This is a genomic window from Pseudomonas sp. microsymbiont 2, assembly GCF_054788395.1.
On the sequence record NZ_CM139112.1, the window covers coordinates 3,947,010 to 3,968,741 of the forward strand.

The 21,732-nt window shown below is 63.3% G+C and carries 18 protein-coding genes and 1 pseudogene; 7 read left to right on the top strand and 12 right to left on the bottom strand.

What is annotated here, in order from left to right; all coding sequences use genetic code 11:
• Positions 1-53: 53 nt before the first annotated feature.
• From ACYUME_RS17725 to fabB, 5 genes are all read left to right on the top strand, one after another.
• Positions 54-2,168, top strand: a complete 2,115-nt coding sequence (locus ACYUME_RS17725; protein ID WP_460416077.1) for a TonB-dependent receptor plug domain-containing protein — start codon at positions 54-56, stop codon at positions 2,166-2,168.
• Complete coding sequence (locus tag ACYUME_RS17730) at positions 2,168-3,058, top strand: ABC transporter substrate-binding protein (protein ID WP_460416079.1); 891 nt, start codon at positions 2,168-2,170, stop codon at positions 3,056-3,058. The genes ACYUME_RS17725 and ACYUME_RS17730 overlap by 1 nt, the downstream gene beginning before the upstream one ends.
• Positions 3,055-4,983 (top strand): response regulator, encoded by a 1,929-nt coding sequence (locus ACYUME_RS17735; protein WP_460416081.1) that lies wholly within the window; start codon positions 3,055-3,057, stop codon positions 4,981-4,983. Before ACYUME_RS17730 ends, ACYUME_RS17735 begins: the two co-directional genes overlap by 4 nt.
• A gap of 206 nt (positions 4,984-5,189) precedes the next feature.
• Positions 5,190-5,705, top strand: coding sequence for a 3-hydroxyacyl-[acyl-carrier-protein] dehydratase FabA (gene fabA, locus ACYUME_RS17740; RefSeq protein WP_023631260.1), 516 nt, complete (start codon positions 5,190-5,192; stop codon positions 5,703-5,705).
• Positions 5,706-5,716: 11 nt separating this feature from the next.
• A complete protein-coding gene (gene fabB / locus ACYUME_RS17745) occupies positions 5,717-6,937 on the top strand; it encodes a beta-ketoacyl-ACP synthase I (RefSeq protein ID WP_232883896.1) in 1,221 nt (406 codons plus the stop codon).
• A gap of 207 nt (positions 6,938-7,144) precedes the next feature.
• Here the strand turns inward: fabB and ACYUME_RS17750 are convergent, their stop codons facing one another.
• The 3 genes and pseudogenes from ACYUME_RS17750 to ACYUME_RS17760 form a co-directional block, all read right to left on the bottom strand.
• A complete protein-coding gene (locus ACYUME_RS17750) occupies positions 7,145-8,008 on the bottom strand; it encodes a methyl-accepting chemotaxis protein (RefSeq protein ID WP_460419384.1) in 864 nt (287 codons plus the stop codon).
• A pseudogene (locus ACYUME_RS17755) lies at positions 8,000-8,770 on the bottom strand (MCP four helix bundle domain-containing protein); the annotation flags it as partial. The gene ACYUME_RS17750 and the pseudogene ACYUME_RS17755, both read right to left, overlap by 9 nt.
• A 114-nt stretch (positions 8,771-8,884) precedes the next feature.
• The gene (locus ACYUME_RS17760) at positions 8,885-9,892 is read right to left on the bottom strand and encodes an amidohydrolase family protein (protein WP_460416083.1); all 1,008 of its coding nucleotides are present in this window, start codon (positions 9,890-9,892) and stop codon (positions 8,885-8,887) included.
• A 116-nt stretch (positions 9,893-10,008) separates the two neighbouring features.
• Here ACYUME_RS17760 and ACYUME_RS17765 point away from each other — a divergent pair, with 116 nt between their 5' ends.
• A complete protein-coding gene (locus ACYUME_RS17765; protein WP_460416085.1) occupies positions 10,009-10,872 on the top strand; it encodes a pirin family protein in 864 nt (287 codons plus the stop codon).
• Between the two features lie 30 nt (positions 10,873-10,902).
• Here ACYUME_RS17765 and ACYUME_RS17770 read toward each other — a convergent pair whose 3' ends face one another.
• The 4 genes from ACYUME_RS17770 to ACYUME_RS17785 form a co-directional block, all read right to left on the bottom strand.
• A complete protein-coding gene (locus tag ACYUME_RS17770) occupies positions 10,903-11,628 on the bottom strand; it encodes a dienelactone hydrolase family protein (protein ID WP_460416087.1) in 726 nt (241 codons plus the stop codon).
• Between the two features lie 158 nt (positions 11,629-11,786).
• On the bottom strand, positions 11,787-13,694 hold the full coding sequence (gene htpG, locus ACYUME_RS17775) for a molecular chaperone HtpG (RefSeq protein ID WP_279888594.1): 1,908 nt from the start codon (positions 13,692-13,694) through the stop codon (positions 11,787-11,789).
• 94 nt (positions 13,695-13,788) lie between these two features.
• Entirely contained in the window at positions 13,789-14,247 is a 459-nt protein-coding gene (locus ACYUME_RS17780) for a PaaI family thioesterase (RefSeq protein WP_050706515.1), read from the bottom strand.
• On the bottom strand, positions 14,244-14,720 hold the full coding sequence (locus tag ACYUME_RS17785; RefSeq protein WP_460416090.1) for a PaaI family thioesterase: 477 nt from the start codon (positions 14,718-14,720) through the stop codon (positions 14,244-14,246). Before ACYUME_RS17785 ends, ACYUME_RS17780 begins: the two co-directional genes overlap by 4 nt.
• A gap of 136 nt (positions 14,721-14,856) precedes the next feature.
• Here ACYUME_RS17785 and ACYUME_RS17790 point away from each other — a divergent pair, with 136 nt between their 5' ends.
• Entirely contained in the window at positions 14,857-15,132 is a 276-nt protein-coding gene (locus tag ACYUME_RS17790) for a hypothetical protein (protein ID WP_050706517.1), read from the top strand.
• A gap of 67 nt (positions 15,133-15,199) precedes the next feature.
• Here ACYUME_RS17790 and ACYUME_RS17795 read toward each other — a convergent pair whose 3' ends face one another.
• From ACYUME_RS17795 to lpdA, 5 genes are all read right to left on the bottom strand, one after another.
• The gene (locus tag ACYUME_RS17795; protein ID WP_279888589.1) at positions 15,200-15,949 is read right to left on the bottom strand and encodes a DUF599 domain-containing protein; all 750 of its coding nucleotides are present in this window, start codon (positions 15,947-15,949) and stop codon (positions 15,200-15,202) included.
• A gap of 280 nt (positions 15,950-16,229) precedes the next feature.
• On the bottom strand, positions 16,230-17,543 hold the full coding sequence (gene brnQ / locus ACYUME_RS17800; protein ID WP_460416092.1) for a branched-chain amino acid transport system II carrier protein: 1,314 nt from the start codon (positions 17,541-17,543) through the stop codon (positions 16,230-16,232).
• 521 nt (positions 17,544-18,064) lie between these two features.
• The gene (sucD, locus tag ACYUME_RS17805) at positions 18,065-18,949 is read right to left on the bottom strand and encodes a succinate--CoA ligase subunit alpha (protein ID WP_016393102.1); all 885 of its coding nucleotides are present in this window, start codon (positions 18,947-18,949) and stop codon (positions 18,065-18,067) included.
• Positions 18,949-20,115 carry an ADP-forming succinate--CoA ligase subunit beta gene (gene sucC / locus ACYUME_RS17810; protein WP_194790987.1) on the bottom strand — a complete coding sequence of 389 codons (1,167 nt, stop codon included), beginning with the start codon at positions 20,113-20,115 and terminating at the stop codon, positions 18,949-18,951. Before sucC ends, sucD begins: the two co-directional genes overlap by 1 nt.
• Before the next feature lie 172 nt (positions 20,116-20,287).
• The gene (gene lpdA, locus ACYUME_RS17815; protein ID WP_279888237.1) at positions 20,288-21,724 is read right to left on the bottom strand and encodes a dihydrolipoyl dehydrogenase; all 1,437 of its coding nucleotides are present in this window, start codon (positions 21,722-21,724) and stop codon (positions 20,288-20,290) included.
• Positions 21,725-21,732 lie beyond the last annotated feature (8 nt).

Below are 21,732 nucleotides of genomic sequence, written 5' to 3' on the forward strand. Positions count from 1 at the left end.
AAACCTGCACGGTCGGTTAACATGCCTGATTCATTTCTGAAACAAGGCCTCCCGTGTTCGCTGGCACGCCTCCCTATCCGCGTCTGCTGTTGCTCACTGCCCTGCTGGGCGGGCCGGCCGTGGCCGAAGACCTGTTCATCGACAACCAGGACCTGCCCCAGGTTCTGACCGCGACCCGCCTGAAACAATCCCCGGCGGCGGTGCCCGGCAGCATGACCGTGCTCGACAGCGAGCTGATCCGTGCCAGCGGCGCCCGTGATATACCCGACCTGCTGCGCCTGGTGCCGGGGATGATGATCGGCTACGGTGCCGGCAACCAGCCGACGGTCAACTACCACGGCAGCAACGTCAGCGACGCCCGGCGCATGCAGGTGCTGATCGACGGGCGCTCGGTGTACCGGGCCGGGCTGGCCACGGTGGACTGGAGCGACATTCCCGTCGCCATCGAGGACATCGAGCGCATCGAGGTGTTCCGCGGGCCGAATACCGTCAGCTACGGTGCCAACGCGCTGATGGCGGTGGTCAACATTCTCACCCGCAACCCCGCCGACAGCCACGGCACGCGGATCAAGCTGACCCGCGGCCAGGACGGCATCAACGACTACTACGCCAGCCAGGGCTTCGGCTGGGACGCCGGCGACCTGCGCTTGTCGCTGTCGGGCCAGCAGGACGACGGTTTCGACAAGGACCAGTACGGCCGCGACTACCGCGACAGCCGCCGGCTCAACCGCGTCAACCTCAGCGCCAGCCATTATCTGGCGCCGGATCAGACCCTGGAGTGGCAACTGGCGGCCAAGGAAGGCAGCAACCAACGCCCGTACACCTACCAACCGGTGTTCGGCAACTACCGGGCCGGCGACAACGCCGATGTCAATGCCAAGGACTATGCCGGCTCGATCCGCTGGAACATCGACTTCAACCCCGAGCACAGCCTGTATGTGCAAGGCTCGGCCCAGCACTTCGATCGCCAGCAGGTATGGAGTGCCTGCGATGCCGCCATCGCCTTCAGCCCGGAGCTGACCCGACTGTGGCAACTGGACTCGAACTTCGCCGAGAAAGTCGCCCGCAACCTGTACAGTGGCGACCTGCCCAGCACCTCCGACCCCGAGCTCGGTGCCCTGATGGAGCAGGTACGCGGCCAGTGGGCCAGCGGCGGCAGCAACACGATCTGCGGCGACGTCGACCAGAGCACCCGCGAAACCCGCTACGACCTGGAGATCCAGGACACCCTGAGCCTGACCGACAGCCTGCGCCTGGTCAGCGGCATGAATTACCGCTATGACCGGGCCGACTCGCAGACCTATTTCAACGGCAGCCTCGACGACCAGACCTGGCGGTTGTTCGGTCAACTCGAGTGGCGTGCCGACGAGCACTGGATCGTCCAGGGCGGGGCGATGTACGAGCGCTCGCAGTTGTCGGGCAGCTCGCTGACCCCGCGCATGGCGGTGAACTACCTAATCACCCCGCGCCATGGCCTGCGCGCGGTGTACTCCGAGGCGATCCGCTCGCCGGACATGTTCGAGAACAACGTCAACTGGAGCTACACGGTCAAGAACCTGACCCCCAACCGCTACGGCCTGCAGGACGGTGAGTACTTCGTCAAGACCCGTGGTCCGGGCAACCTCGACCAGGAACGCATGCGCTCGCGCGAACTGGGCTACAACGGCTACTTCAGCGACATCGAGCTGAGCATGGATGTGAAGCTGTTCTACGACGAGATCACCGGCATGATCAGCGAGCCGCTGAAAAACAACCAGTACATCGCCAGCAACGCCAACAAGGCACGCTTTCGCGGCAGCGAAGCGCAATTCGACTGGCGCGCCAGCCAGCGCGACCGGCTGCGCCTGACCTACGCCTTCGTCGATGCCTGGGCCAGCAACCCGGCCGACAGCCGCCTGACCGCGCGCAACAGCGGCTCGGTCGGCTGGATGCGCGACTGGAGCGAGGGTTGGTCCAGCGCCCTCTTCTATTACGGTGACGATGCGCTCAACCGCTATCGCTACGAGCGCGTCGACCTGCGCGTGGCCAAGCGTTTCAAGGTACAAGGCAGCAATCTGGAGCTGGCCGCCCTGTGGCAACAGCGCCTGGACAACGAGCCGATCACCCTCGAGCAGAATCGCTACGACAGCCGCCACCGCCTGAGCTTCAGCGCGGAGCTGGAGTTCTGATGATCCGTGTGCTGCGCTTGCTGCTGCTGTGCCTCTGGCCCCTGGGAACGCTGTCAGCCAGCGAAGTCCTGCTGGTCGGTGCCGAGGACCAGCCAGGCATTCGCAGCTTCGTCGCCGCGCTGGACAAGCACCGCCCCCACGACCAGGTGCGCTTTCAGACCGTGGCGCAGTTGCCGAGCCCGGGCAAGCTCAAGGCCGACACGCGCCTGGTGCTGCTCGACACGCCGGCCCTGGAATGGCGATTGAGTGAAAGCGCCGGGCCACCCGCGCTGGCGTTGCGGGTGAGCCGCGTCCAGGCCCAGCAGCGCCTGGGCGCATCGCGTCCGACATACCTCAGCCTGCTATGGAGCGACCCGCCGCTGTCCCGCCAGCTGCGCCTGACCCGTTACCTGCTGCCCCAGGCGCGGCGCATTGGTGTCCTCTATGGCGAACACAGTCGCTTCCTGCTCGATGAGCTGCGCCAGGCGGCCCTCCCGCTGGGCCTGGAGATCGTCGCCCAGGACTGGCCCGACCTGCGCGACAGCCGACCGCTACAGCACCTGTTGAACAACAGCGACGTGCTACTGGGGCTGGACGACCCCGACCTGTACAACTCCAAGTCGGCCAAGAACGTGCTGCTCAGCAGCTATGGCCGGCAGATGGCGCTGATCGGGCCGAACGCCGGGTTCGTGCGGGCCGGCGCCCTGGCCAGCACCTACAGCGACCAGGAGGACTGGCTGGCCGTGCTCGAGCGGTTGCTCGACCAGCCACCCGCCCGCTGGCCACGCAGCCTTTATCCCGAACACTTTGGCGTCAGCGGCAACCAGCAGGTGGCCCGCGCCCTAGGTTTGGAAACCATCGACCCCGCCGCCGCCGCGCTGGCCCTCGTCGAAGGAGCCACCACCCCATGAGCAAACGCCTGAGCTGGGACATCCATACCCGCACCCAGATCATCAGCCTGGGCCCTGCCCTGTTGCTGACGTTGCTGCTGATCAGCTTCTTCACCTTCGTGCGTATCCAGGACTTGCGCCAGGAGCTCAATCACACCGGGCAACTGATCGCCAACCAGCTGGCCCCGGCGTCCGAATACGGGGTGATCTCGGGCAACAACGAGGTGCTCGACAGCCTGATGCGGGCCACGCTCAGCATTCCCCACGTGCGCTTCCTGGAGGTCCAGGACAGTCGCAACCATATCCTGGTGTACGTGGAGCAGCCCGACGAAAGCCTCAGCCGCGCCCAGCGTGTCGAGGTGTTCCAGGCGCCGATCCGCCTGCAGCAGATCCGCCTGGACAACGACTTCCTGCAAGGCAGGACGCCACCGCCGAGCATCGGCGACGACTACCTGGGCCGCGTGATTGTCGGCATGTCCGATGACGCCTTCAGCCAGCGCCAGCAGGAGATCGTGATCAAAGCCGCGATCCTGGCGTTGTTCGCGCTGCTGTTCACCTTCCTGCTGGCTCGGCGCCTGGCCATGAGCCTGTCCAAGCCGATCAGCGACATGGGCGACGCGGTACGGGCGATCCAGCAAGGCGACTTCAATGCGCCGCTGCCGGTGGTCGACGACAGCGAGCTGGGCCACCTGGCCCGGCACATCAACAACCTGGCCAGCGCCCTCGACCAGGCGGCCCACGAACAGCAACAGGCCATGGGGCAGCTGATCCAGGCCCGCGAAGAGGCCGAACAGGCCAACCGTGCCAAGTCGGACTTCCTGGCGATGATGAGCCACGAGCTGCGCACGCCGATGAACGGCGTGTTGGGCATGCTGCAACTGCTCGAGACCACCGAGCTGACCGGCGAACAGGCCGAATACACCGCGGTGGCCAGCGAGTCCACTGGGCACTTGCTCAAGGTGATCAACGACATCCTCGACTTCTCGCGGATCGAACGCACCACGCTGGAGCTCGAGCACATCGATTTCAACGTCGGCGAGCTGATCACCAGCAGCGTCCAGTCATTCCAGCATTCCGCCCAGCAACGCGGGCTGAACCTGCGCCTGCAACTACCACCTGGCATCGAGCACCTGCAGGTGATGGGCGATCCGACACGGATCCGCCAGATCCTGCTGAACCTGGTGGGCAATGCGCTGAAATTCACCGAGCGCGGCGAAGTGGCCATCGAGGCGCGCTGGCAGGTACTCGACCGTCAACTGATCTGGCTGACCTGCACGGTGCGCGACACCGGCATCGGTATCGACAGCACACGCCTGGAGATGATGTTCGTCGCCTTCCAGCAGGCCGACAGCTCGATTTCCCGGCGTTACGGCGGCACCGGCCTGGGTCTTTCCATCGCCCGCACCCTGGCCGAGCGCATGGGCGGTCAGTTGCGTGGCGAAAGCCGCGAAGGACTGGGCTCGACCTTTACCCTGGAGATGCCGCTTGCACTGGCCAGCGCACCGATCGCCCTGCCTGGCGCGGCAACACGCGACAACCTGGCGCACGGCCGCGGTGGGCGAATCCTGCTGGTGGAGGACAACCCGGTCAACCAGAGCGTGATCGAGGCCATGCTGCGCAGCCTGGGCTTCGAGGTCGGCCTGGCGATCGATGGCGCCCAGGCCGTCGACCTGGTCGACCAGCAATCGTTCGCCGCCGTGCTGATGGACTGCCGCTTGCCGCACATGGATGGCTTCGAGGCCACCCGACGCATCCGCCTGCGACACAAGGCCGCCGACCTGCCGATCATCGCCCTGACCGCCAGCGCCTTGCAGGGCGATCGCGAACGCTGCCTGGCCGCGGGCATGAACGACTACCTGAGCAAGCCGTTCAAGCGCACCGACCTGCAGCGCACCCTGCGTCGCTGGTTACCCGGTCCGGCAACCGCGACTGGCGATAAATGCTAAAGTGCGGCAGTCTTAAGGACTGGACAGGAACGCCTCAGGGCCGGAAAATAACATTTCAGTGCACACCTGTACTTCTTTCGCCGGGTGCACTGTGACTTTCACCACAACGCAATAGTCTACCTGTAGGCTGCCGCCCCGGATGCAAAGCGATTCGGGCCGGCCGGGAAGATTCGTCCCCTGCCGCAGGGGGTTATTGAGGAGCTCGCATGACCAAACAAAACGCCTTTACCCGGGAAGACCTGCTGCGCTGCAGTCGCGGTGAGCTGTTCGGCCCCGGTAATGCGCAACTGCCCGCCCCGAACATGCTGATGGTCGATCGCATCACCCACATCAGCGAAGAAGGCGGCAAGTTCGGCAAAGGTGAATTGGTCGCCGAGCTGGATATCAATCCGGACCTGTGGTTCTTCGCCTGCCACTTCGAAGGCGATCCGGTGATGCCGGGCTGCCTGGGCCTGGATGCCATGTGGCAGCTGGTTGGCTTCTTCCTCGGCTGGCAAGGCCTGCCGGGCCGTGGTCGCGCCCTGGGTTCGGGCGAAGTGAAGTTCTTCGGCCAGGTACTGCCCACCGCCAAGAAAGTCACTTACAACATTCACATCAAGCGCGTCCTCAAGGGCAAGCTGAACATGGCCATCGCCGACGGCTCGGTCAGCGTCGACGGTCGCGAGATCTACACCGCCGAAGGCCTGCGGGTCGGCGTGTTCACCTCCACTGACAATTTCTAAGGGTTATTCGCATGCGCCGCGTCGTGATCACTGGTCTGGGCATCGTATCGTGCCTGGGCAATGACAAAGCTACCGTCACCGAAAACCTGCGCAACAGCCGTCCGGGTATTCGTTACAACCCGGAATACAAGGAAATGGGGCTGCGTAGCCAGGTTTCCGGTTCCATCGACCTCAACCTCGAAGAGCTGATCGACCGCAAGGTCTATCGCTTCGTCGGCCACGCCGCCGCCTATGCGTACCTCGCCATGCAGGACGCGATCAAGGACGCCGGCCTGACCGAAGAGCAGGTTTCCAACCCGCGCACCGGCCTGGTTGCCGGCTCCGGCGGCGCTTCCACCCTGAACCAGATGGAAGCCCTGGACACCCTGCGCGAAAAAGGCGTCAAGCGTGTCGGCCCCTACCGTGTCACCCGCACCATGGGCAGCACCGTGTCGGCGTGCCTGGCCACGCCGTTCAAGATCAAGGGCATCAACTACTCGATCTCGTCGGCCTGCGCCACCTCCGCGCACTGCATCGGCACCGCCCTGGAGCAGATCCAGTGGGGCAAGCAGGACATCGTCTTCGCCGGTGGCGGTGAGGAAGAGCACTGGAGCCAGTCGTTCCTGTTCGATGCCATGGGCGCCCTGTCGACCAAGCGCAACGAAACCCCTGAGCTGGCCTCGCGCGCCTACGACGCCGACCGTGACGGCTTCGTCATCGCCGGCGGCGGCGGCATGGTGGTGGTCGAGGAGCTGGAACACGCCCTGGCCCGTGGCGCCAAGATCTACGCCGAGATCGTCGGCTACGGCGCGACCTCCGACGGCTACGACATGGTCGCCCCGAGCGGCGAAGGCGCGATTCGCTGCATGCAGCAGGCGCTGTCCACCGTCGACACCCCGATCGACTACCTGAACACCCACGGCACCTCCACCCCGGTCGGCGACGTTGCCGAGATGAAGGGCGTGCGTGAAGTGTTCGGCGACAAGGCACCGAAGATCAGCTCGACCAAGAGCCTGTCGGGCCACTCGCTGGGCGCCGCAGGCGTGCACGAGGCGATCTACTGCCTGCTGATGATGGAGAACAACTTCATCGCCGGCTCCGCCAACATCGACGAGCTGGACCCGGAGGTCGCCGACCTGCCGGTACTGCGCAAGACCGAAGAGAACGCCAAGATCGACACGGTCATGAGCAACAGCTTCGGCTTCGGCGGCACCAACGCCACCCTGGTGCTCAAGCGCTGGGAAGGCAAGTGATCGCTTGATCTGCTGAACGAGAACGCCCGGACCTTGGTCCGGGCGTTTTTGTTTGTGCTTCAGCCCAACTTCTCCCCCTGTAGGAGCGGCCTTGTGTCGCGAAAGGGGTGCGAAGCGCCCCCGGCGATTCATCGGTGAGGCCAGTATCCTGGGGCCGCTTCGCGCCCCTTTCGCGACACAAGGCCGCTCCTACAGAGGCGATGAGCGTCAGACAGAAAACCGCTGCACCAGGCTGTTGAGATCCACCGCCAGGCGCGACAAGGCATGGCTCGCCGCCGAGGTCTGCTCGGCCCCCGCCGAGGACTGGTGCGCCAGGTCGCGAATGGTGGTCAGGTTGCGGTCCACCTCCCGCGCCACCTGAGCCTGCTCTTCCGAAGCACTGGCGATCACCAGGTTGCGCTCGTTGATCTGCCCAATGGCGGCGGCGATCGCATCCAGTGCTTCGCCGGCAGCATGAGCACCATCGAGCGTCGCGCGCGCCTGGGTATCACTGTGCTGCATGCCCTGCACGGCCCGCTCGGCGCCGCTGCGGATGGCGACGATCATCTGCTCGATCTCCTGGGTCGAGGTCTGCGTGCGATGGGCCAGCGCCCGTACCTCGTCGGCGACCACGGCGAACCCGCGCCCGGCCTCGCCGGCCCGCGCCGCCTCGATGGCGGCATTGAGCGCCAGCAGGTTGGTCTGCTCGGCGATCGAGCCAATCACATCCAGCACCTTGCTGATGTCATGCACCTGCTGGGCCAGCTGCCCCACCTCTTCGGCGTTGCCCGCCACGCCATTGGCCAGCGCCTCGATGGCGGTGACCGTGGCCTGCACCTGCTCGCGCCCACGGCGGGCGATCTGGTCGGACTCGCGAGAAGCCTCCGAGGTGGCCACCGCATTGCTCGCCACCTCCTCCACCGCCGCCGTCATCTGGTTCACCGCGGTCGCGGCCTGCTCGATCTCCATGCTCTGCTGCTGCAGGCCACGGGTGGCGTCCTCGGTGACCGCGCTCAGTTCCTCGGACGCCGAGGCCAGCTGGCTGGCCGAGTCGGAAATCCGTCCGATGGTTTCGCGCAGGCTCTGCTGCATGCTCTTGAGCGCCGCCAGCAAGCGCGCCGGCTCATCGTCGCCCTGCACGGTGATCTGCGGCGTGAGGTCGCCCGTGGCGACCGTCTCGGCGACCTTCAGCGACTGCCCGAGCGGCCGTACGATGCTGCGGGTCAGGGCCAGGGCGAGCACCACGGTGAGGCTCAGGGCGATCACCAACAGCACGCCGACCCATACCTTCGCGCCGTTGTACACGGCCTCGGCCAGGTCGGTGGCGGAATTGGCCTGGTGGTTGTTCAGCTCGATCAGCTCGTTGAGCGTGGTGGTCATCTGGTCGGCCAACTGGTTCATCTCGCCGTTGACCAGTGCCGCCGCCGCCTGGACATGCCCATCGGTGGCCAACTGCACCACCTGCCCCTGCAAGGTCATGTATTGACGCTCCAGGACCTGGTAGCGGTCGAACAAGGTCCGCTCCTCGGGCAGCACGATCAACCCGTCGTAATGGCTCTGGGCCTTGCTCAAGCCACCTTTGATTTCTTCTATGCGGGTACGGTTCAACTGCTGGGCGGCCGGGTCGGTGTTGACCAGCAGGCGCAGGGTCAAAGCGCGGATGCGCAGCATGTCCTGAGTCATGCGGCCCACCGAGATCACGCTCGGCAGCCAGTTGTTGTCGACCTGCTCGGACTGCTGGCGCATGCTGGTCATCTGCTGCAGCGCGAAGCCGCCCAGCGCCACCACCAGCAGCGCCATGATGCCGAAGCCAAGGCCGGCGCGCGGGGCGATATTCAAACGTCTCAGGCTCATTTCCAGGATCCCTCCCAAAAGCGTTGTTCCGTCGCTTAATGAAGGTATCGGGCCGCCTGGAAATTGCGTAAGACGAAAAGGCGATATCAAAAAGCTATCTACTGCTAAAACACGCTATTTCGCCGCTTTTGGCAGCAGATTGACAAAATTTCTCCGACTCACCTGCTCCGCCACGGCTGCCGGCAAGGCATCGAGGAAGGGGTCGAAACCGTGCATCTGCTCACCCAGGCTGTCGAACCGCCCCACCAGGTCAGAGCCGAGTACGAAACGCTGTGGGAAGCGCTCCACCAAGGCCACCCAAGCCTGGCGCGGCACACCTTGCGGGTCGAGCAGGTAGGGCTTGAGCACGCTCCAGGACAGGTCGACGTACAGGTTCGGGTAGTCCTCCAACAGCCGCGTCAGCACCGGCAGGAGAAAATCCATCTGTTCCTGGTGCCGATGGATCTCCAGGCTGCTGCCAGCATGGGCCCAGATGAAACGGGTATGCGGGTGGTTGCGCAGCGGCTCTTCGATCTCGGCCAGGTAAAGCGGGTTGCGCTCGCGCTTGGAGGTGATGTTCGAATGCAACAGCACCGGCAGGTCGCGCTCGGCGGCCAGGTGATAGATGCGGGTCATGGCTTCATTGTTGGCCCGCGGCGTATCGCCGCTGGTCAGGGCGGTGAGGTCGTCGTGGCGAGTGAACACTTCGCCGATGCCCTGCCACAACCCCGGATAGAGGTCGAGCATGCGCTCGATATGATTGACGGCGTTCTTGTCCACCGGATTGAAGCCGGTGAGGAACGGGTGGAAGCGACGGCGCTGCTCCGCTGGCAGCTTCTGCAGCGCGGCGGCGACATAAAGGTCGGTGGCGCTGTACCAGTAGGCGTCAGCGTCGTCCCCGGCGTAATAGCGCGGGCGCTTGGGCTCATCCTCATGCCATTTCTTCGCCACCGGGATACCGGAGATCATCGACTGCTCCACCCCGGCCGCGTCCATGGCCTTGAGCAGCGCCGGCATGCCCTCGGTTTCCTGGAAGAAGTCCACGTAGTGCAGGTGCGCGTCGCTGTAGCGGTAGTCGCGGGCCTGCACCGCGCATGTCAGGCTCGCGCTCAACAGCATGCAAGCCAGCACTCGACCAATCATGTCGCTCTCCTTCGCCGATGGGGATAGAGTAGACCCGACCCCGCCTGTGACGGTTCAGCACACGTGCACGAACCGCTATGCTTGCCAGCACCACCCTGCCCGTCCGGAGATTCGCCATGAGCCGCCCCTTGGTCATCCGCCCACGCGCCGAATCGGTCGAGGGCCAGCCGATCCTGCGCCCCCTACCGTCAGCCCAGTGTCGCAGCGTCGGCCCGTTCGTGTTCTTCGACCATATGCTGGAAACCAACTATGCGCCGGGCCATGGCATGGACATTCGCCAGCATCCGCATATCGGTCTGTCCACCCTCACCTACCTGTTCGAGGGTGAAATCCAGCACAAGGACAGCCTGGGTTCAGACCAGCGCGTGCGCCAAGGGGACGTCAGTTGGATGACCGCCGGGGCGGGTGTGGCGCATGTCGAGCGCACGCCCTCCGAGGTGTTTCGCAAAGGCTCGCGCCTGCATGGGCTGCAGGTATGGCTGGCCTCCCCGCAAAGCGCCGAACAAGGGCCGGCGAGCTACAGCCACCATCCGGCTGTCAGTCTGCCGACCAGCGACAGCCTCGGCGTACAGATCCGCATGATTGCCGGTACCGGGTTCTGCCTGGCATCGCCGGTGCCGGTACTCTCCCCGACCCTCTATGCCCATGTGCATATGCAGGCGGCCACGTCCTTGGTCGTACCGACGGAGCATGCGCAGCGTGCGCTGTATCTGCTCGAAGGTGAGTTGATGCTGGATGATGAGGAAGTAGAGCCGTGCAGTCTGGTGGTGTTGCCGGAGGGCGAAGAGGTGACCTTGTATGCCGAGGAAGAATGCCAGCTGATGTTGATCGGTGGCGCGGCACTGGATGGGCCGCGGCGGATGAACTGGAATTTCGTTGCCAGTGACCCTGAGTTGATCGAGCAAGCGCGAGCGCGTTGGGCGGCGGGCGATTGGCCGGTGGTGCCTGGGGAAAACGGGCGGATCGAATTGCCGCGTTGATGTGGGGCCGCTTTGCGGCCCCCATCACATTCAGCCGCGGAACACTTCCGTGAGCAGGTTATGCATCGCGCGGAATGCCCGCTCCGAGGTTCGCCGGTCATACTGCATCTTGCCCGGCACATTGGCGTTCGGATCGGTGAATGAATGCACCGCGCCGCCATAGCTGAGCAACTGCCAGTCGACCTTGGCTGCATTCATCTCGGCCTCGAAAGCCGGCAGCTGTTCCTTGGGCACCAGCGGATCGGACGCGCCATGCAGCACCAGCACCGAGCCCTTGATGCGCTTGGCATCCTCGGGGTCTGGCGTGTCCAGGGTGCCGTGGAAGGAAACAGCGGCCTTCAGATCAGCGCCGGTGCGGGCCAGCTCCAGTGCGCAGCAGCCGCCGAAGCAGAAGCCGAAGGTAGCCACCTTGCCGGGCTCCAGCAAAGCCTTCGATTGCCCCACCAGCTGCGCCAGCGCCTTCTGCATGCGCTTGCGCAGCTCGGCGCGGTCATTCTTCAGCGGCATCATCGCCGCGCCCGCCTCGTCGGCATTGGACGGGCGCACCGACTGGCCGTACAGGTCGGCAATCAATACCACATAACCTTGCCCGGCCACTTCCTTGGCGATACGTTCGGCGCCCTCGCCGATACCCATCCAGTTCGGCGCCATCACCAGTCCCGGCTGCGGCAGCGCGCCCTGGGTGTAGACCAGGCGGCTTTCATAGGTTTTGCCTGACAGGTGATAGACCAGCGACTCGACGATGACCTTGCTCATTCAGCTCTCCTTGGGCTTCACGGATCAGCACATGATAGATGCATTCGTGGGAGCGGGCTTGGCCCGCGAAGCAGGTATCGCGGGCCAAGCCCGCCCTCACAAGTGAGTCCCCGCCAGAAATGAAAAAGCCCGCCGAAGCGGGCTTTGTCTGCATCAGATCAAGCGGACAGCTCGACCAGCAGCTTGTTGAGGCGACGCACATAGGCCGCCGGGTCCTTCAGGCTGTCACCAGCCGCCAGGGCCGCTTGGTCGAACAGGATGTGCGACAGCTCGGCGAAGCGGTCCTCGCTCTGCTCGCCATCGAGCTTCTCGATCAGCGGATGGGCCGGGTTGAACTCGAAGATCGGCTTGGATTCCGGCACCTTCTGCCCGCTGGCTTCAAGGATCTGGCGCATCTGCAAGCCCAGGTCCTGCTCGCCGATGGCCAGGATCGCTGGCGAGTCGGTCAAGCGGTGGGATACGCGCACTTCGGCAACGCTGTCACCCAGCGCACCCTTCAGACGCTCGACCAGGCCCTCTTTCTCCTTGGCGACTTCTTCCTGGGCCTTCTTGTCCTCTTCGGAGTCCAGATTGCCCAGGTCCAGGTCGCCACGGGCGACGTCGACGAACGCCTTGCCATCGAACTCGTTGAGGTAGCTCATCAGCCACTCGTCGATACGATCGGTCAGCAGCAGCACTTCGATGCCTTTCTTGCGGAAGACTTCCAGGTGCGGGCTGTTCTTGACCTGGGCGTAGGACTCGCCAGTCAGGTAGTAGATCTTGTCCTGACCTTCCTTGGCACGGGCCAGGTAGTCGGCCAGGGCGACGCTCTGCTCGCCGCTGTCGTCTTGGGTCGAGGCGAAGCGCAACAGCCCTGCGATCTTCTCCTTGTTGGCGAAGTCCTCGGCCGGACCTTCCTTCAGTACCTGGCCGAAGTTCTTCCAAAAGCCCTTGTACTGCTCGGGTTCGTTCTTCGCCAGCTTCTCCAGCATGTCCAGCACGCGCTTGGTCAACGCGGTCTTCATCGAGTCGATGATCGGATCCTTCTGCAGGATCTCGCGAGAGACGTTCAGCGACAGGTCGTTGGAATCGACCACGCCCTTGATGAAACGCAGGTACAGCGGCAGGAACGATTCGGCCTGGTCCATGATGAACACGCGCTGCACGTACAGCTTCAGACCGCGTGGTGCTTCGCGCTGGTACAGGTCGAACGGCGCGCGGGCCGGCACATACAGCAGCGAGTTGTACTCCAGCTTGCCTTCGACCTTGTTGTGGCTCCAGGCCAGCGGGTTCTCGAAGTCATGGCCGATGTGCTTGTAGAACTCCTGGTACTCCTCGTCCTTCACCTCGGTGCGCGGACGGGTCCACAGGGCGCTGGCACGGTTGACGGTTTCCCACTCCTGCGCCGGTTGCTCCTCGCCTTCGGCGGCGGCGGACTGCTCCTTCGGCAGTTCGATCGGCAGGGCGATGTGGTCGGAGTACTTCTTGACGATGTTGCGCAGACGCCAGCCATCGGCGAACTCGTCCTCGCCCTTCTTCAGGTGCAGGACAATGCGAGTGCCGCGCTGAGGCTTGTCGATGGTCGAGACTTCGAACTCGCCCTCGCCATGCGACGACCAGTGCACGCCCTCCGCGGCAGGCAGGCCGGCGCGACGGCTGAACACATCGACCTTGTCGGCGACGATGAACGCGGAGTAGAAGCCCACGCCGAACTGACCGATCAGGTGCGAGTCCTTCTTCTGGTCACCGGTGAGGTTCTTCATGAAGTCGGCGGTGCCGGACTTGGCGATGGTACCCAGGTGCGCGATGACGTCTTCACGGCTCATGCCGATACCGTTGTCCTCTAGGGTCACGGTGTTGGCAGCCTTGTCGAAGCTCACGCGGATCTTTAGCTCGGCGTCGTCCTCGAGCAGCTCAGGCTTGGCCAGGGCCTCGAAACGCAGCTTGTCGGCGGCGTCGGAGGCGTTGGAGATCAGCTCGCGCAGGAAGATCTCCTTGTTCGAATACAGGGAATGGATCATGAGGTGCAGCAGTTGCTTTACCTCGGTCTGGAAGCCCAGGGTTTCTTTTTGAGTCTCCACACTCATGGTCTTCAAAACTCCAATCTGTTGGTTGTTGGCGCCTGGCGGCCGTCTGGCCTGCTTTTGATGGCGGATGTCCAACAGATGGGGGCAGCCCCGACTATTTCAAGGGCTTTTCCGGTTCGATCTTGAAATGCGCGCGCGCCGTGGCGATCGGCGTGTCGCGATCACCCTGCCAGGCGGTGATGGCGACGTTGGTCACCCGCCGCCCCTGGCGCCACAGCTGGCACTGGGCGTAGGTGTCGCGAAAATGCCCGGCGCGCAGGTAGTCGATGGAGAAATCGATGATCTTGGGGATGCTCGCGCTCTCGCTGTAGATCAGCAGGTAGAGCGCCGCGGACAGCTCCATGAAACCGGCGATGACGCCACCATGGATCGCCGGCAGCAACGGATTGCCGATGTTGTCGGGGTTGGCCGGCAGACGGAACAGCAGGTCGTCACCCTGGCGCTCGCATTCGATGCCGATCAGCCCGGCATACGGGATCAACGCCAGCAGGGGCTGGTAGTCGCCCCGCGCGTGGGCCTGGTTCAGCTGTTGACGGATATCGGCGGGGATCACGCACGACCCTCCTTGAGGCTGTTGCCGAAGCGGATGCCGCCCTTGACGTCCTGCCCCAGGCGCATGAAGGTGCCGACCACCTGGCAGATCGGCTGCGAAGGGTCGTCCTGGTAGGCGGTGCCACGGGTGAAGATGACATCGCGGGTCACCCGATAGCACTGGGCATGACCGTAGATATCCTTGCCGGCCTCGGCCGGGTGCATGTAGTCGATGCGCAGGTCCAGGGTCGGGCACACCTCGAAACGCGGCAGCGCGCAGAGGGTGGCCATGCCGCAGGTGGTGTCCATCAGCGTGGTCAGCACGCCGCCATGCACCGCGCCGCTCTGCGGATTACCGACAATCGCCGGTGACCAGGGCAGCACCAGCGTCATGCCATCGGCGTCGGCGTGCTGCACGCGCATCTGCAATACCTGGCAATGTTTCAGCGCCGAGAGAAAACGCTCGGCCATCGCCATCAATGGCGTCTCGTTCATTATCCCTCGCTTCATAAAATGGATAAAAAGTCCATATAGGTCGGGCAGTTATATATCTGTAACCTTTGTGGAACTTCTTCGCACCCGGTGAACTCGAAGGTACAAGTAAAGTTATTCCACCCAGGAGAAACACCCCATGCGTAAACCTTTTGCTTTTGCTCTGATGCTGGCCGCTGCCATGGGCCTGGCTGCTTGCGATAAAGCGAGCGAAGACAAAGCCCAGGACGCACAGCAACACGCCGAGCAAGCCCAGGAGAAGATGGGCGAAGCTCAGGATAAGATGAACGAAGCCGCCAAGGAAAACGCCGAAGCCGCCAAAGATCAGGCCGAAGCGCAGCAGAAGGCCGCCGAGGAAGCCGCGCCGACCACTCCAGCGCCGACCACTGCGCCTGCCGAACCTGCCAAGCAGTAATCGCGCAGTACAAAAAAACCCGACGATGTCGGGTTTTTTTGTACTTGGCATTTAATACTGAAAGGCTTCAGCTGGTAACGCCGGAAGTGTCCTTGCCCACCTCGACCGAGACACTTTCGGTCGGCGTGAACACCATCACTTCCAGTACATGGGAATGGAACTCGCGGCGATACAGGATGAATACCACGCCCACGCTCATGACCATGAACAACCAAGGGCTGATGAACCAGCTCAGCATGGCCATGCCGAAGTAATACGAACGCAATCCCAGGTTGAACTGGTTGGCCGCCAGCGACAGTACCCGCGCGGCCCGAGAGGCGAAAGCCTTGCGCTCGAGTTCATTGACCAGGCGCTCGCCGATCATCGGCGCCGAACCTACCAGCACCGCAGCGAAGTTGTATTGGCGCATGCACCAGCTGAAGGTGAAGAAGGCATAGACGAATACCGTCGCCAGGCACAGCAACTTGATTTCCGACATCCCTTGTGAGGCCTGCTGCACCAGTGGCAGGTCGGCCAGCAGCGACAGCGCGCGATCCGACGCACCGAGCACGGTGAGGATGCCGGCGAGGATGATCAAGGTACTGGAGGCGAAGAACGAGGCGTTGCGTTCCAGGTTGCCGATCACGCTGGCATCGGCGATACGGTTGTCGCGCAGCAGCATGCGGCGCATCCAGTCTTCGCGATAAAGGTGCAGCACGCTGGCCAGGCAGGCGGTGTCGCGGCCTTTCCAAATAGCGTAGCGGGTGTAGCCGCCCCAGCAGATGGCGAACCAGCAGGCGGCCAGGAGATTGGCCAGGTTGCTTTGGATGAAGCTCATGCGGGCATCCCGTAGAAAGAGGAACTGACCGGCTTTCGACGCCTGGATTCGGCAAAAGACACGTGAATGCACTATTTGCTTTCCCTGCACCGGCCCTTCGCGGGTAAACCCGCTCCCACAGGATTCGCACCAGCTCCTGTGGGAGCGGGTTTACCCGCGAAGGGGCCAGCACGGACAATAAAAAACCCCGCTCCTTCACAAGAAGCGGGGTTTCGATATCCACCTTGGCTAGGCGCCCTTCGGCTTGTGGCCAGCGCCCTACCCTGCAGGCTTCAATCCATCAGGCCAGCGCCTCGCGAGGCTTGCCGAGCATGCGGTCGAAGACCACGGCGGCGGCCAGGGTGACCACCGAAGGCACCAGCCAGGCCATGCCCTGCTCGCTCAATGGCAGGTGAGCCATGGCGTCCGGCAGCATGTGCGCCAGGCTGCTGCCCTTGAGCGCATCGACGATACCGAACAGCAGCGACACCAGCATGACCGGCGCCAGGATGCGCACCGGCGAGTTCCACAGATCCTTCACGAAGCTCAGGCCCACCACGACGATGCAGGGTGGGTAAATGGCCGTGAGCACCGGGATCGAGAACATGATCAGCTTGGTCAGCCCCAGGTTGGAGATCAGCAGCGAGAAGCCAGCCAGGATCACCACCAGGGCGCGGTACGACAGCGGCAGGATCTGGCTGAAGTACTCGGCACAGGCGCAAGTCAGGCCAACCGCGGTCACCAGGCAGGCCAGGGCGATCAGCACGGCGAGGAAGCCGCTGCCCAGGGAGCCGAAGGTGTGCTGCACATAGGCATGCAGCACCATCGCACCGTTGGTGGCGTCGGCGGCGATGTCATGGCTGCCCGCGCCGAGGCGGAACAGGCTGACGTACACCAGCACCAGACCCACACCGGCAATCAAGCCGGCGATGATGGCATAGCGGGTAATCAGCTTCGGCGACTCGACGCCACGCGAGCGGATGGCGTTGACGATGACGATGCCGAAGACCAGGGCGCCCAGGGTGTCCATGGTCAGGTAGCCATCGGAGAACCCTTTGGAGAACGCGGCGGCGGCATAGGCAGGCTGGGCCTCGCCAATGGTGCCGGCCGGCAGGGCGAAAGCCGCGATGCCCAGCACCGCCAGGGCGATGATCTTCAACGGCGCGAGGAAACGGCCCACGGTGTCGAGCAGCTTGCCCGGGTACATGGACACGGCCAGTACCACGGCGAAGTACACGATGCTGTAGATGAGCAGCGCCGTCGGGCTTTCGCCGGTCAGCGGCGCAACGCCCACTTCGAACGACACGGTCGCGGTACGTGGAGTGGCGAACAGCGGGCCGACCGAGAGGTAGCACACAGCCGCCAGCAGACCACCGAAGAACTTGCCGATCGGGCTGCTCAGGGCGTCCATGCCGCCACCGACCTTGGCCAGGGCGACCACGGTGATGACCGGCAGGCCCACGGCGGTGACCAGGAAGCCAAGCGCCGCCATCCATACGTGCGGACCGGACTGCAGGCCGACGATGGGCGGGAAGATGATATTGCCGGCGCCGACGAACAGCGCAAACGTCATAAAGCCAAGCGCCAGGATATCCTGGCCTTTTAAAACTTTCATTTAAGGAAATACCACACTGCTGAAATCGGGAGTCGGAGGGGATTTCCCACAGGATGAAGGGAAATGCTGCCCGGCTTGGTGAGCCAGACCCGTTTAGCGTGTCGTTCCCTTTTGGGGTACGGGCACAGAGTGAACGCGTAGGGTACCTGTTTTACCTGACAAACGCACTGGCACTGTGCTGCTTGTCCGATGTGCGTATGTGTTTGTCGTCTGGTTGAACGTGTTAGGCGACAATTTATTGCTCATTTGGGTAGATGTCTGGTTGAAAATCCTGATTGAAGGGATCGAATTTTCCTAGACCTTACTGAGCAGGTGTAGGAGCGGCCTTGTGTCGCGAAAGGGCCGCGTAGCGGCCCCAGCGGTACTTGCATCGAAGCTGGAATCCTGGGGCCGCTCTGCGGCCCTTTCGCGACACAAGGCCGCTCCTACAAAAAACAAGCAAGATCACCTTTGCTCGACGCAACAACGACAAAGGCCACCCGAAGGTGGCCTTTGTGCGCGTGGGGGGTACTGCGTGTTACTTACTTCTTGGCTTCCCAGCCAGTCAGCTCGGCCAGGGCCTTGCCGATGTCAGCCAGGGAACGCACGGTTTTCACGCCGGCGTCCTGCAGGGCGGCGAACTTCTCGTCCGCAGTGCCCTTGCCGCCGGAGATGATGGCGCCAGCGTGGCCCATGCGCTTGCCCGCAGGTGCGGTAACACCGGCGATGTAGGAAACGACAGGCTTGGTCACGTTGGCCTTGATGTAGGCCGCGGCTTCTTCTTCAGCGGAACCGCCGATCTCACCGATCATGACGATCGCTTCGGTCTTCGGGTCTTCCTGGAACAGCTTCAGGATGTCGATGAAGTTGGAGCCCGGGATCGGGTCACCGCCGATGCCGACGCAGGTCGACTGGCCGAAGCCGGCGTCGGTGGTCTGCTTCACAGCTTCGTAGGTCAGGGTGCCGGAACGCGAAACGATACCGACCTTGCCTGGCAGGTGGATGTGACCCGGCATGATGCCGATCTTGCACTCGCCCGGAGTGATCACGCCTGGGCAGTTAGGGCCGATCAGGGTCACGCCCAGCTCGTCGCACTTGACCTTGGCGTCCAGCATGTCGAGGGTAGGAATACCCTCGGTGATGCAGACGATCAGCTTGATGCCACCGAAGGCGGCTTCCAGGATCGAGTCCTTGCAGAAAGGAGCCGGTACGTAGATGACCGACGCATCAGCGCCGGTGGCTTCTACGGCTTCTTTCACGGTGTTGAACACCGGCAGGCCCAGGTGGGTGGTGCCACCCTTGCCTGGGGTGACGCCGCCGACCATCTTGGTGCCGTAGGCGATGGCTTGTTCGGAGTGGAAAGTACCCTGCGAGCCGGTGAAGCCCTGGCAGATGACTTTGGTGTCTTTATTGATCAGGACGCTCATTACTTGCCCTCCGCAGCTTTGACAACTTGTTGAGCAGCGTCGGTCAGGCTGGTTGCCGCAATGATGTTCAAACCGCTTTCTGCCAGTACTTTAGCGCCCAGTTCGGCGTTGTTGCCTTCGAGGCGAACGACGACCGGTACTTTGACGCCGACTTCTTTCACCGCGCCGATGATGCCTTCGGCAATCATGTCGCAGCGAACGATGCCGCCGAAGATGTTGACCAGGACGGCCGCGACATTGCTGTCGGACAGAATGATCTTGAACGCTTCGGTAACGCGCTCTTTGGTAGCGCCGCCGCCCACGTCGAGGAAGTTGGCTGGCTTGCCGCCGTGCAGGTTGACGATGTCCATGGTACCCATGGCCAGGCCGGCGCCGTTGACCATGCAGCCGATGTTGCCTTCGAGGGCAACGTAGTTCAGTTCGAACTTGGCGGCGTGGGCTTCACGGGCGTCGTCCTGCGACGGGTCGTGGAAGGTCTTCAGCTTCGGCTGACGGTACATGGCGTTGGCGTCGATGTTGATCTTGGCATCGAGGCAGTGCAGATCGCCGTCGGCCTTGATCACCAGCGGGTTCACTTCCAGCAGGGCCAGATCGTGATCCTTGAACAGCTTGGCCAGGCCTACGAAGATCTTGGCGAACTGTTGGACTTGCTTGCCTTCCAGACCCAGCTGGAACGCCAGTTCACGACCCTGGAACGGCTGAGCGCCGACCAGCGGATCGATGGTGGCCTTGAGGATCTTCTCAGGAGTCTCGTGAGCGACCTTCTCGATGTCCACGCCACCTTCGGTGGAAGCCATGAACACGATGCGGCGGCTCGAGCGATCGACTACAGCGCCCAGGTACAGCTCTTTGGCGATGTCAGTGCAGGATTCGACCAGGATCTTGGAAACTGGCTGACCATTGGCATCGGTCTGGTAGGTGACCAGGTTCTTGCCCAGCCACTGCGCAGCGAACGCCTTGGCGTCTTCCTTGCTGCGAACCAGCTTGACGCCGCCCGCCTTGCCGCGACCACCGGCGTGAACCTGGGCCTTGACGACCCACTCGGAACCACCGATCTTTTCGCAGGCTTCTGCAGCTTGCTCAGGGGTATCGACAGCGAAACCCTTGGAAACTGGCAGGCCGTATTCAGCGAACAGCTGCTTACCCTGATACTCGTGAAGATTCATGCTTTTTACCGTCTTCGTTAGGTACTGCGCTTCGGCGCTGCGCCATCACTGGCGCCGCACCACCTGTGACCGTTGACCCCGGGTTTTCCCGTGTGATCCGGTCCGGCGGACGTTCCGCGGTGAGTCTTGCACGCAAGACCCACGACGGGCAGCCCGCCGTGGTTTCTTATAATTAACGCTTCTTACGGTTGGCGACGTGAATGGCACCGCCATTCACCGCCAGCGCTGCTTCATGCAACGCTTCGGACAGGGTCGGATGGCTGAAGACCATCATGCCCAGATCCTCGGCACTGGTGCCGAATTCCATTGCGATCGCGCCCTGCTGCACCAGTTCGGCAGCCGATGGGCCGATCACGTGAACGCCCAGTACGCGGTCGGTCTTGGCATCGGCGATGACCTTGACGAAACCACCGGTGTCGTTGGCCGCCATCGCACGGCCGCTGGCCGCGAACGGGAAGGTGCCCACGTTAACCTCAACGCCTTCGGCTTTCAACGCCTGTTCGGTCTTGCCGACCCATGCGATTTCCGGGTGGGTGTAGATGACCGACGGGATCAGGTCGTAGTTCATCTGAGCCTTGTGGCCCTTGATGCGCTCGACGACCATGATGCCCTCTTCCGAGGCCTTGTGCGCCAGCATCATGCCGCGCACCACGTCACCGATGGCGTAGACGCCCGGAACGCTGGTGGCGCAGTGATCGTCGACGAAGATGTAGCCACGCTCGTCGATGGTCACGCCGCTGTCGGCGGCCAGCAGGTCGGTGGTCACCGGACGACGGCCGACCGCGACGATCAGCTTGTCGAAGGTGATCTTCTGCTCGCCTTCGGCGTTGGTGTAGGTGACTTCGACTTCGTTGCCGTTGACTTTCGAGCCGGTGACGCGAGCGCCCAGCTTGATGTCCAGGCCTTGCTTGGTCAGGGTCTTCTGGGCTTCTTTCGACACGGCGGTGTCGGCAGCCATCAGGAAGGTGTCCAGGGCTTCCAGGACGGTGACTTCGGCACCCAGGCGAGCCCATACCGAGCCCAGCTCCAGGCCGATCACGCCTGCACCGATGACGCCCAGGCGCTTCGGTACGCTCTGGAATTCCAGGGCGCCGGTGGAGTCGACGATGACATTCTGGTCGACCGGAGCCGGCGGAATGTCGATCGGGCGCGAGCCGGAGGCCAGGATCACGTTCTCGGCTTCGATGATTTCGGTGGTGCCGTCAGCCTTGGTGACTTCGACTTTCTTGCCGGCCAGCAGCTTGCCGTGGCCCTGGATCGAAGTGACGCCGTTGGCCTTGAACAGGGTGGCGACGCCACCGGTCAGGTTCTTGACGATGCCAGCCTTGCGGCCAACCATCGCGGCCACGTCCATCTTCACTTCGCCAGTGGAGATACCGTGAACGTTGAAGCTCTCTTTGGCTTCCTTGTACTTCCAGGAGCTGTCCAGCAGCGCCTTGGAAGGAATGCAGCCGACGTTCAGGCAGGTGCCGCCCAGGGCCAGCTTGCCCTCGGCGTCGGTGTACTTCTCGATACAGGCAGTCTTCAGACCGAGCTGGGCAGCCTTGATGGCGGCAACATAGCCGCCAGGACCTGCGCCAATCACCACTACGTCGAATTTCTGGGTCATAAAAGATT

Bases quoted from the DNA above. Each gene is read 5' to 3' on its own strand.
- lpdA (WP_279888237.1), bottom strand. From the start codon at position 21,724: ATGACCCAGAAATTCGACGTAGTGGTGATTGGCGCAGGTCCTGGCGGC.
- sucC (WP_194790987.1), bottom strand. From the start codon at position 20,115: ATGAATCTTCACGAGTATCAGGGTAAGCAGCTGTTCGCTGAATACGGC.
- htpG (WP_279888594.1), bottom strand. From the start codon at position 13,694: ATGAGTGTGGAGACTCAAAAAGAAACCCTGGGCTTCCAGACCGAGGTA.
- ACYUME_RS17770 (WP_460416087.1), bottom strand. From the start codon at position 11,628: ATGAGCAAGGTCATCGTCGAGTCGCTGGTCTATCACCTGTCAGGCAAA.
- ACYUME_RS17790 (WP_050706517.1), top strand. From the start codon at position 14,857: ATGCGTAAACCTTTTGCTTTTGCTCTGATGCTGGCCGCTGCCATGGGC.
- ACYUME_RS17750 (WP_460419384.1), bottom strand. From the start codon at position 8,008: ATGCAGCAGAGCCTGCGCGAAACCATCGGACGGATTTCCGACTCGGCC.
- ACYUME_RS17735 (WP_460416081.1), top strand. From the start codon at position 3,055: ATGAGCAAACGCCTGAGCTGGGACATCCATACCCGCACCCAGATCATC.
- fabA (WP_023631260.1), top strand. From the start codon at position 5,190: ATGACCAAACAAAACGCCTTTACCCGGGAAGACCTGCTGCGCTGCAGT.
- brnQ (WP_460416092.1), bottom strand. From the start codon at position 17,543: ATGAAAGTTTTAAAAGGCCAGGATATCCTGGCGCTTGGCTTTATGACG.
- fabB (WP_232883896.1), top strand. From the start codon at position 5,717: ATGCGCCGCGTCGTGATCACTGGTCTGGGCATCGTATCGTGCCTGGGC.
- ACYUME_RS17760 (WP_460416083.1), bottom strand. From the start codon at position 9,892: ATGATTGGTCGAGTGCTGGCTTGCATGCTGTTGAGCGCGAGCCTGACA.
- ACYUME_RS17785 (WP_460416090.1), bottom strand. From the start codon at position 14,720: ATGAACGAGACGCCATTGATGGCGATGGCCGAGCGTTTTCTCTCGGCG.
- ACYUME_RS17730 (WP_460416079.1), top strand. From the start codon at position 2,168: ATGATCCGTGTGCTGCGCTTGCTGCTGCTGTGCCTCTGGCCCCTGGGA.
- ACYUME_RS17765 (WP_460416085.1), top strand. From the start codon at position 10,009: ATGAGCCGCCCCTTGGTCATCCGCCCACGCGCCGAATCGGTCGAGGGC.
- ACYUME_RS17795 (WP_279888589.1), bottom strand. From the start codon at position 15,949: ATGAGCTTCATCCAAAGCAACCTGGCCAATCTCCTGGCCGCCTGCTGG.
- sucD (WP_016393102.1), bottom strand. From the start codon at position 18,949: ATGAGCGTCCTGATCAATAAAGACACCAAAGTCATCTGCCAGGGCTTC.